At 77.1% G+C, this 10,423-nt stretch carries 1 protein-coding gene; it reads left to right on the top strand.

Going from position 1 to position 10,423, the window contains the following annotated elements:
- Positions 1 to 349: 349 nt before the first annotated feature.
- Positions 350 to 10,420 carry a type I polyketide synthase gene (locus J3R08_RS20615; RefSeq protein WP_209962519.1) on the top strand — a complete coding sequence of 3,357 codons (10,071 nt, stop codon included), beginning with the start codon at positions 350 to 352 and terminating at the stop codon, positions 10,418 to 10,420.
- The last annotated feature ends 3 nt before the right edge of the window (positions 10,421 to 10,423 follow it).

The raw sequence follows: 10,423 nt of genomic DNA, 5'->3' as shown, positions 1-10,423 counted from the left end.
GAATGGTGTCGTACGACCGTTGTCGACGGTCGTGACACGCTGGGCCGGGCGGGTCCGCGCACCCGCCCGGCCGCACCCCGCGAGGGCGGTGCGCCACACCGGTCGCGGGGCGGGTCGGCCCAGCCTGGGCCCCCGCCACCTAGGGGCACCCGTAGGGGCACGCTAGGGGTTGTGACCGCCGTCCGGCGACAATTACCTTTCGTCCGGCGCGTAAGACCTGGTGGGGGGCTGAAACGCCATTTTGTCTGGCAATTCGTGGTCGGCTGAATGGGTTTGGATCTTCGCGGCTTGTGGCGTCCGTGGACGGTATTGGGTCGCTGTTTCTCTCCGACCCGAAGAGGTGGCGTCAATGGCGACTGAAGATACGCTCCGGGAGTACCTGAAATGGGTGACGGCGGACCTTCACCAGACCCGGAGGAAGCTCGGCGAGCTTGAGGCGGCCAACCGCGAGCCGATCGCCATCGTCGGCATGGCCTGCCGCTTCCCGGGCGGGGTGGCCTCGCCCGAGGAACTGTGGGAGCTCGTCGACTCCCGCCGCGACGCCTACTCCGCGTTCCCCGCCGACCGCGGCTGGGACCTGGCCCGGCTGTTCCACCCGGACCCCGACCACCCCGGCACGTCGTACGTGGCCGAGGGCGGCTTCGTCGACTCCGCCACCGAGTTCGACGCCGCGTTCTTCGGCATCTCGCCGCGCGAGGCGCTGGCCATGGACCCCCAGCAGCGGCTGCTGCTGGAGACGTCGTGGGAGGCGTTCGAGCACGCCGGCATCGACCCCTCGACGCTGCGCGGCCACCAGGTCGGAGTGTTCGCCAGCACCACCGGCCAGGACTATGTGGGGCTGCTCCAGCAGCCGCCGCCCGGCACCGAGGGCTACATCCTCACCGGCACCGCGGCCAGCGTCGTGTCCGGCCGGATCTCGTACGCGCTCGGCATCGAGGGCCCCGCCGTCACCGTCGACACCGCCTGCTCGTCGTCGCTGGTCGCGCTGCACCTGGCCTGCCAGGCGCTGCGGCAGGGCGAGTGCACCCTGGCACTGGCCGGTGGGGCCACCGTCATGTCCACCCCGTCCGCCTTCATCGGCTTCAGCCGCCAGCGTGGCCTGGCCATGGACGGCCGGGTCAAGTCGTTCGCGGCCGCCGCCGACGGCACCGCCTGGGGCGAGGGGGCCGGCCTTCTGCTCGTCGAGCGGCTCTCCGACGCCCGCCGCAACGGCCACCCCGTCCTCGCGGTCGTACGCGGCAGCGCGGTCAATCAGGACGGCGCGAGCAACGGTCTGACCGCCCCCAACGGCCCGTCCCAGCAGCGGGTCGTGCTCCAGGCGCTGGCCAGCGCCCGGCTCGCGCCCGAGCAGGTCGACGTGGTGGAGGCGCACGGCACCGGCACCACCCTCGGCGACCCGATCGAGGCGCAGGCGCTGCTGTCGACGTACGGGCAGGGCCGCCCGGCCGACCGGCCGCTCTGGCTCGGCTCGGTGAAGTCGAACATCGGCCACACCCAGGCCGCTGCCGGCGTGGCCGGCGTGATCAAGATGGTGATGGCGTTGCGGCACGACACCGTGCCCGCCACCCTGCACGTCGACGAGCCGACGCCCAACGTGGACTGGACGGCCGGCGCGGTGTCGCTGGCGACCGAGCCGCAGCCGTGGCCCGCCGGGGAACAGCCCCGCCGCGCGGGCATCTCCTCCTTCGGCATGAGCGGCACCAACGCCCACGTGATCATCGAGGAGGCGCCCGCCGCCGACCCGGCGGACGCCCCGGACGGCCCCGCCGCCACGACCGACCCGGTCACCGCGCCCGTCACCGCCCCGGTCGACGGTGCCGGCCTGGTGCCGGTGCTGGTCTCCGCCCGCGACGCCGCGTCCCTGACCGTGCAGGCCACCCGCTGGGCCGACTGGCTCGACGAGCGCCCCGAGCCGCGGCTGACCGATGTCGGCTGGTCCTCAGCGAGCACCCGGGCCGGCCTGGAGCACCGCGCCGTGCTGCTCGCCGGCGACCGCGCCGACCTGACCGCCGCCCTGCGCGCGCTGGCCACCGGCGGCGACGCCCCGGGCCTGGTCACCGGCGCGGGCCCGCGCGGCGGCAAGCTCGCGTTCCTCTTCTCCGGCCAGGGCGCGCAGCGCAGCGGCATGGGCCGCGAGCTGGCCGCCGCGTTCCCCGTCTTCGACCGGGCGCTGACCGAGGTCTGCGTCGAGCTGGACCGGCACCTGCCCCGCCCGCTCGCCCCGGTGCTCTTCGCGCCCGAGGGCGACGAGGCGGCCGGGCTGCTCAACCAGACCCTCTACACCCAGGCCGGTCTGTTCGCCGTCGAGGTCGCGCTGTTCCGGCTCCTGGAGAGCTGGGGGGTCGTCCCGGACGTGCTGCTCGGCCACTCGATCGGCGAGCTCTCCGCCGCGCACGCGGCCGGTGTGCTGTCGCTGCCCGACGCCGCCACGCTGGTGGCCGCCCGGGGCCGGCTGATGCAGGCCCTGCCGACCGGCGGCGCGATGCTGGCCGTCCAGCTCCCCGCCGACGCCGTCCGAGCCGCCCTGGCCGGCGTCGAGGACGCCGTCGCCGTGGCCGCCGTCAACGGGCCCACCGCCGTCGTCGTCTCCGGCTCCGCAGTCGTCGTCGAGGAACTCGAACGCCGCTGGGCCGACCAGGGCGTACGTACCAGGCCGCTGCGGGTCAGCCACGCCTTCCACAGCCCGCTGATGGAACCGATGCTCGCCGAGTTCGCCGCCGTGGTGCGCCGGCTGGAGCTGCAACCGCCGGCGCTGCCGATCGTGTCGAACCTGACCGGCGCCGTCGCCGACGCCGACGAGATCCGTACCGCCGAGTACTGGGTGCGGCACGTGCGGGAGGCGGTCCGCTTCGCCGACGGCGTCGAGCAGCTGCGGGCCCTGGGCGTGCGTACGTTCCTGGAGGTCGGCCCCAGCGGGGTGCTCACCGCGCTGGCCCGCGACGTCCTGGCCGACGACGAGACCGCCGCCGTGGCGCTGCTGCGCCGCGACCGCCCCGAGCCCACGTCGGCGCTCACCGCCCTCGCCGAGCTGCACGTCGGCGGGGTGGAGGTCGCCTGGACGCGGCTGTACGCGGGCGCCGAGACCGCGCGGGTGCCGCTGCCCGGGTACGCCTTCCGCCGCCAGCGCTTCTGGCCCGAGCCGCCGCCCGCCGGCCCCGACACCGCCTCCGCCGACGGCGACGACGAGTTCTGGGCCGCCCTGGAGCAGGCGGACGTCGACACGCTGCGCGGCGAGCTGGGCGACGACGACGAGCAGGTGCGGGCGCTGCTGCCGGCCCTGCCCGTGCTGTCCTCCTGGCGCCGGTCCCGGCGGGAACGCTCCCTCGTGGACGGCTGGTCGTACCAGGTGAGCTGGCAGCCCGTGCCGGTCGGGGACGGCGACGCCCCGGCGGGCCGCTGGCTGGTCGTGCTGCCCGCCGAGGACGCGCCGGCGTGGGCCGACGGCCTGGCCGGGCTCTTCGGCGACGCCGAGCCGCTGGTGCTGCGCGTCGGCGCCGCGGACCTGGACCGCGCGGCGCTCGCCGCCCGGCTCCGGGTGCTGACCGGCGGCCGCGCTGTCGACGGCGTGCTCGCCGTCGTCGCCGGCCAGGACCGGCTGCTGCCCGAGCACCCCGGCGTGACCCTCGCCGCCGCCGGCACCCTCGCCCTCGTCCAGGCGATGACCGACCTGGACCTGGTGGCGCCGCTGTGGTGCGTCACCAGCGGAGCGGTGGCGGCGGCCCCGGGCGACCGGGTCACGCACCCGCTGCAGACCGAGGTCTGGGGCCTCGGCCGCGCGGCGGCCGTCGAGCAACCGCACCGCTGGGGCGGCCTGGTCGACGTGCCGGCCACCGTCGACGCCGCCACCACCCGGCGGCTCGCCGCCGTGCTGGCCGGCCACGGCGGCGAGGACCAGGTGGCCGTGCGCCCCGGCGGCACCTGGGCCCGCAGGCTCACCCCGGCCCCGCCGCCGAGCGACGAGAGCCCGGCCGGTGACTGGTGGTCCGGCGCTGTCCTGGTCACCGGCGGCACCGGCGCCCTCGGCGGCCACGTCACCCGCTGGCTGCTCGACCGGGGCGCCGGGCGGGTGGTCCTGGCCAGCCGCCGGGGCGCCGCCGCCCCCGCCGTGGCGGACCTGCTCGACCGGTACGGCGCCGACGGGCGGGTCACCGCCGCCACCTGCGACGTCACCGACCGGCGGTCCGTGGCGGACCTGGTCGGCTCGCTGCCCGACCTGACGGCGGTCGTGCACGCCGCCGGCACCGACCAGCTCACCCCGATCACCGACACCACCCTCGACGAGTTCTCCCACGTCGTCGCGGGCAAGGTACTCGGCGCCCTGCACCTCGACGCCTGCCTCGCCGAGCGCGACCTCGCCGCGTTCGTCATGTTCTCCTCCATCTCCGGCGTGTGGGGCAGCGCCGGGCAGTGCGCGTACGGCGCCGGCAACTCCCTGCTGGACGCCCTGGCCGTCAACCGGCGCGACCGGGGCCGGCCGGCCACCGCCGTCTCCTGGACGGCCTGGGGCGGCGCGCACGGCATGGCCGCCGAGAACGTCGCGACCGAGCAGCTCAACCGGATGGGCCTGCCGCCCGTCGATCCGGAGAAGGCGCTCGTCGCCCTCGACCGGGCGCTGCGGCGGCCCACGCCCTGCGTGACCGTCGCCGACGTCGACTGGAGCCGGTTCCACCCCGCGTTCACGGTGGCCCGGCCCAGCCCGTTCCTCGGCGACCTGCCGCAGGTGCGGGCGCTCGTCGCGCAGGAGGAGGCCGCCGCGCCGGCGGACGGGGTCGCGGCGCCGCTGCGCCACCTCGCGGCGCTCCCGGCGGCGGAGCAGGAGCGGGAGCTGCTGCGGCTGGTCAACGAGCAGACCGCGGCGGTGCTGGGCCACGCCACCCCCGACGAGCTGCGCGGGCGCCCGTTCAAGGACCTCGGTTTCGACTCGCTGACCGCCGTGGACTTCCGGGGGCGGCTGAACGCGGCCACCGGCCTGCGGCTGCCCACCACGCTGGTCTTCGACTACCCGACCCCCGCCGAGCTGGCCGCGCACCTGCGCGAGCTGGTCTCCGGCGCCGCCCCGGCCGCCGCCCCGCAGGCCGTCGTCGTCGACGCCGACGAGCCCGTCGCGATCGTCGGCATGGCCTGCCGCTACCCCGGGGGCGTCGACGGGCCGGAGGCGTTCTGGCGGCTGGTCGCCGACGGCGTGGACGCCATCTCGCCGTTCCCCACCGACCGGGGCTGGGAGATCCCCGAGCCGGCCGAGGGGACGCACCCGCCGGCGGGCGGCTTCCTCCACGACGTGGCGGACTTCGACCCCGCGTTCTTCGAGATCTCGCCCCGCGAGGCCCTCGCGATGGACCCGCAGCAGCGGCTCACCCTGGAGACGTCCTGGGAGGCGCTGGAGCGGGCCGGGGTGGACCCGGCGTCGCTGCGGGGCACCCGTACGGGCGTCTTCGTGGGCGCCTCCACCTCCGGCTACGGCACGGGGCTGACCGAGGTACCCGAGGGCGTCGAGGGCTATCTGATGACGGGCGCCGCGCACAGCGTCATCTCCGGCCGGGTCGCGTACGCCCTCGGGCTGGAGGGCCCCGCCGTCACCGTCGACACGGCCTGCTCCTCGTCCCTGGTGGCGCTGCACCTCGCCGGGGCGGCGCTGCGGCGCGGCGAGTGCGACCTGGCGCTGGCCGGCGGCGTGGCCGTGATGGCCACCCCGACGGCGTTCCAGGAGTTCTCCCGCCAGGGCGGACTCGCCTCCGACGGGCGGTGCAAGTCCTTCGCCGCGACGGCGGACGGCACCGGCTGGTCCGAGGGCGTCGGCATGCTGCTCGTGCAGCGGCTCTCCGACGCCCGGCGGCAGGGCCGCCGCGTCCTCGCCGTGGTACGCGGCTCCGCCGTCAACTCCGACGGCGCGTCGAACGGGCTGACCGCCCCCAACGGCCCCTCCCAGCAGCGGGTGATCCGGCAGGCGCTGGCCGGCGCCGGGCTGGCGGTCACCGACGTGGACGTCGTCGAGGCGCACGGTACCGGCACCGTCCTCGGTGACCCGATCGAGGCGCAGGCGCTGCTGGCGACGTACGGGCAGGACCGGGGCGACGCCGGCCCGCTGCTGCTGGGCTCGGTCAAGTCGAACATGGGCCACGCGCAGGCCGCCGCCGGTGTGGCCGGCGTGATCAAGATGGTGCTGGCGATGCGGGAGGGCACCGTACCGGCGACGCTGCACGTGGACGAGCCGTCGCCGCACATCGACTGGTCGGCCGGCGACGTGGAGCTGGTGACCCGGTCCCGGCCGTGGCCGGCCGCCGACCGGCCCCGCCGCGCGGCGGTCTCCTCGTTCGGTATCTCCGGCACGAACGCCCACGTGGTCGTCGAGCTGCCCGCCGACGCGCCCGCCGGCGCCGAGGCGGCCGACGCGCCGATGCCGCCGCCAGCCGCTGCGGCGGGGGAACGCCCCGCCGGGCTGCTCACCGCCGACGTGGTGGCCTGGCCCGTCTCGGCCCGCTCCGCCTCGGCCCTGGCCGCGCAGGCGTCCCGGCTGGCCCGGCATCTGCGCGCGCACCCCGGCCTCGCCCCGGCGGCGGTCGGCTGGTCGCTCGCCGCGACCCGCTCGGCGTTCGACCGGCGCGCCGCCGTGCTCGGCGCGACCCCCGGCGAGCTGCTGGCCGGCCTGGACGCGCTCGCCGCCGGCACCCCGGCCGGCAACGTCGTGACCGGCACCGTCGCCAACCACGGCGCCGGACCGGTGTTCGTCTTCCCGGGCGCCGCCCCGGCGGGCGCGGTGGCCGAACTGGTGGGCCGCTGCCCGGTCTTCGACGACACCCTCGCCGAGTGCCGGCAGGCCCTCGCGCCCTGGGTCGACGTCGATCCGGCCGCCCTGCTCACCGGCGCGGACGCTGCCTGGGTCGACCGGCCGGAGCTGGCCCGGCCCGTCCGGTTCGCCGTCGGCGTGGCACTCGCCGCCGTCTGGCGGCACGCCGGTGTCACCCCCGCCGCTGTCGTCGGCACCGGCGACGGCGAGGTCGTGGCCGCGTACGTGGCGGGCCTGCTGTCCCTGCCCGACGCCGCCCGCACGGTGGCGATGCGGGCCCGCGCCGCCGCCGGCGGCCTGGACCACGACGGCCTCCGCGCCGCCCTGGCGGGGCTCGCGCCGCAGCCCGGGACCGCCCGGCTGGCCTCCACTGTCACCGGGGACTGGGCCGACGCGGCGGGCCTCGGCGTCGACCACTGGACCGACCCGGCCACCCTGGGCACCGACCCGGCCGTCCCCGGCGCCGGGGACGGGGGGCCGGAGCGGCTCGACGCCGCCCTGCGTGCCGCCGTCGCGGCCGGCCACCTGACCTTCGTGGAGGTCTCGCCGGAGCCGGCACTGGCTGCCGGGATCGCCGCCGCGCTCGACGCCGCCGGCACCCCCGGACACGTCCTGGACACCCTCGGCGGCTCGGCCGACGCCGCCACCCGGCTGCTGACCGGCCTCGCCACCGCGCACGCCCTCGGCCTGCCGGTGGAGCACCGCCGGCTGCTGCCCGAGTCCGAACCGGTCGACCTGCCCACGTACGCCTTCGACCGGCACCGCTACTGGCTGGAGCGCACCGGCGCGCACCGCTCCGTCCTGCCCGCCGTGGGCCTCGACGTGGTGGACCACCCGCTGCTCAGCGCGGTGGCCGACCTGCCCGGCGACGAGGGCCTGCTGTTCACCGGCCGGATCACCCTCACCACCCACCCCTGGCTCGCCGACCACGCCGTGCTGGGCACGGTGCTGCTGCCCGGGACGGCCCTGGTGGAGCTCGCGTCCTGGACCGGCCGGCAGGCCGGCGCGGCGACCGTCGCCGAGCTGAACCTGGAGGCGCCCCTGGCGATCCCCACCGAGGGAGGAATCGACCTGCGGGTACGCGTCGGCCCGCCGGACGAGACCGGGCACCGGCCCGTCGCCATTCACACCCGGCGCGACGACGACACCGCGGCCGACGGTTCCCGGCCCTGGCAGCGGCACGCCTCCGGGCAACTCGCCGACACCGCCGACCCGGACCCCGCGCCGGCCGCCGTGTGGCCGCCGGCCGACGCCGAGCCGATCGCCCTCGACGGGCTCTACGCCCGGCTCGCCACCCAGGGCTACCACTACGGCCCCACCTTCCGGGCGCTGCGTGCCGCCTGGCGCTCGGGCCCGGACATCCTCGCCGAGGTCGCCCTGGACGCCGACGCGTCCACCGACACCACGGCGTTCTCGGTGCACCCGGCCCTGATGGACGCGGCGCTGCACGCCATCGGCGCCAGCGCCACGGCCGACGACCCGGCCGGCGACCCCGCCGGCGGCGCGTCGGGCACCGACGGCGGCCCCGGCATCCGCCCGGGCCTGCCGTTCACCTGGTCGGGCGTCACCATCCGGCCCACCCGTGCCCGCGAGCTGCGGATCCGGCTGCGCGCCACCGACGCCGGCTCCGTGGCCCTGACCGTCACCGACACGGGCGCGACCCCGGTCGCCTCCGTCGACGGTCTGGTCCTGCGGCCCATCTCCGGCGAGCAGCTCAGCGCCGCCCGCCGCTCCGCCAGCCGGTCCCTGCACCGCCTCGACTGGCTCGCCCCCACCACCGGCCGCGCGGACACCGCCTCCCGGCTGGTCGTCCTCGGCGCCGACTGGTCCGGCGCCGACCGGCACCCGGACCTGTCGACGCTGGTCGCCGACGTACGCGCCGGTGCCGCCGCGCCCGACGCGGTGGTGGTGACCTGCGCCGGAGCCGCCGCCGACGAGCCGCACCCGGCCGCCCAGGCGCACCGGGTCGCCCACCGGATGCTCGCACTGGCCCAGCAGTGGCTCGCCGAGGAGGCCCTGACCGCCGCCCGGCTGGTGGTGGTCACCCGCGGCGCGGTCCGGGTCGACCCGGACGAGCGGATCGCCGACGTGCCGGCCGCCACCGCCTGGGGCCTGCTGCGCTCCGCCCAGTCGGAGAACCCCGACCGGATCGTGCTCCTCGACGTCGACGACGACGCCCCTGCCGCCGCGCTGCTGCCGGCCGCCCTCGCCACGGGCGAACCCCAGCTCGCCGTACGCGCCGGGCAGCTCCGGGTGCCCCGGCTGACCCGCCTCGGGCCGCCCCCGGCCGAGGCGTCCGGCCCCGACCTGGCCGCCGGCACCGTCCTGGTGACCGGGGCGACCGGCCTGCTCGGGCGGCTCGTGGCCCGCCGGCTCGTCACCCGGCACGACGTACGGCACCTGCTGCTGGTCAGCCGCAGTGGAGCGGACGCCCCGGGCGTCGCCGCGCTGGTCGACGAGCTGGCCGGACTGGGCGCCACCGTCCGGGTGGCCGCCTGCGACGTCACCGACCGCGAGGCGCTCGCCCTGCTGGTCGACCAGCTCCCCGCCGACCTGCCACTGACCGGCGTGGTGCACGCCGCCGGGGTGCTCGACGACGGTGTCCTGCCGGCGCTCACCCCGGAGCGCTTCGACACCGTGCTGCGACCCAAGGTCGACGCGGCCTGGCACCTGCACGAGCTGACCGAGAAGCTGGACCTGGCCGCGTTCGTGCTCTTCTCCTCGGCGGCCGGCCTCTTCGGCGGCCCCGGGCAGGCCAACCACGCGGCGGCGAACTGCTTCCTCGACGCCCTCGCCCAGCACCGGCACGACCGGGGACTCCCGGCGCTCTCACTGGCCTGGGGCCCGTGGGTCAACGACACCGGCGACGGGCAGACCGGGCACGTCGACGAGGCCCGGATGAACCGGGGCGGCTTCGTGCCGCTCGGCGCCGAGGAGGGCATGGACCTGTTCAGCGAGGCCCTGCGCTTCGCCGAGCCGGTGGTCGTACCGGTCGACCTGGACCTCGCGTTGATCGGCCGGCACGGGCCGGCGGCGGTGCCGCCGGTGCTGCGGTCGCTGGTGCGGCCGTCGGCGACGGGCGCGGCCCGGGCCGCCGAGCGGAACCCGGCCGAGGCGCTGCGGGAGACCCTCGCCGCCACGGCGGAGGCCGACCGCGACCAGGTGCTCTCCGACCTGGTGCGGACCCACGCCGCCGCCGTCCTCGGCTACGCGTCGATCCGCTCGATCGACGCCGAGCGCGGCTTCGTCGAGCTGGGCTTCGACTCGCTGACCGCTGTCGAGTTCCGCAACCGGCTCAACGCGGCCACCGGCCTGCGGCTGCCCTCCACGCTGATCTACGACCGGCCGACCACGGCCGCGCTCGTCGAGTACCTGCGCGGCGCGCTGCTGGCGGAGCGCAGCACGTCCGCGCTGACGGTGCTCGGCGAGCTGAACAAGCTGGAGCACGCCATGCGCGCGGTGTCCACCGGCGACACCGACAGGGCCGCCGTCGGCGTCCGGTTGCGCGAACTGCTCTCCCTGTGGACCTACACCGAGGCCGGTGCGGACTCCGCCGCCGACGAGGGCACCAGCCTCGAGTCGGCCTCCGCCGAGGAGATCTTCAGCCTGCTGGACGAAGAGTTCGGCTCGGCCTGATCC

Source organism: Micromonospora sp. HB375 (assembly GCF_017872985.1).
Lineage (GTDB): Bacteria > Actinomycetota > Actinomycetes > Mycobacteriales > Micromonosporaceae > Micromonospora > Micromonospora chalcea.
This window is presented reverse-complemented; position numbering and strand designations above follow the sequence as displayed.